The organism is Ulvibacter sp. 2305UL32-6, from assembly GCF_058148545.1.
Window position 1 is genome coordinate 1 of the sequence record NZ_JBYVKA010000079.1, and the last position, 655, is coordinate 655.

The window sequence follows — 655 nt, forward strand, 5'->3', positions numbered from 1 at the left end:
ATGCCAGTGGCGGTTCTTGGCTCGCTGTGGCTCAACCAAATTTGCGGTAGCAAATGTTGGCAGCGGCGTCGACGCGTGCGACTCGGAAGCCACAGCGAAGCCGTTTGCGAGTTTATTCGGAAATAAATATACGTTTTTAAATTGTAGGATTTTCAATTCAATAACCAATTTAGCCATTGGCTTTATACGGTGTTGTGTGCAGTTTTTATATTATTTTTTTTCGTTTTCTTAATAGATTTTCAATTAGCGGTTTTGTGTATTTTTCCGCTGGGTCAATATTTTCAGCATCTTCTTTTCGATAATATTCTCCAGAATCAAATGCGTCATAACATTCCCACGCAACATCTGAAAATCCGAAATTTTGGAAATAATATTCATTTGTTGACCAAAAAGTATTGATATTATTCATAATACAATCTCCATCTTCATAATCCATCTTTCCATTCCAATATTTTATAGCAGTTTCAAGAGATAGTTTTTCAATCAGTTCTGTTGGGTATTCTTTGGGATTATTTAGGATTTCAGATACTTGAGTTCCGTTCAAATTCTCTTTCGATAATTCGTTTAATATTTTTTCAATATTTGGATTTTTTTCTGACATTTATTCTCTTAAATCACTCAATTTCGGTTAAACGATTAGTTTTCTCAAATTGCA

General features: G+C 33.9%; 1 protein-coding gene. It reads right to left on the reverse strand.

Annotation, left to right across the window (positions count from 1 at the left end):
* Positions 1–205: 205 nt before the first annotated feature.
* Positions 206–601, reverse strand: a complete 396-nt coding sequence (locus ACY2RU_RS17810; RefSeq protein WP_490139835.1) for a hypothetical protein — start codon at positions 599–601, stop codon at positions 206–208.
* Positions 602–655: the final 54 nt, after the last annotated feature.

Excerpts from the sequence above, each read along its gene's own strand:
- ACY2RU_RS17810 (WP_490139835.1), bottom strand. The coding sequence starts at position 601 with ATGTCAGAAAAAAATCCAAATATTGAAAAAATATTAAACGAATTATCG.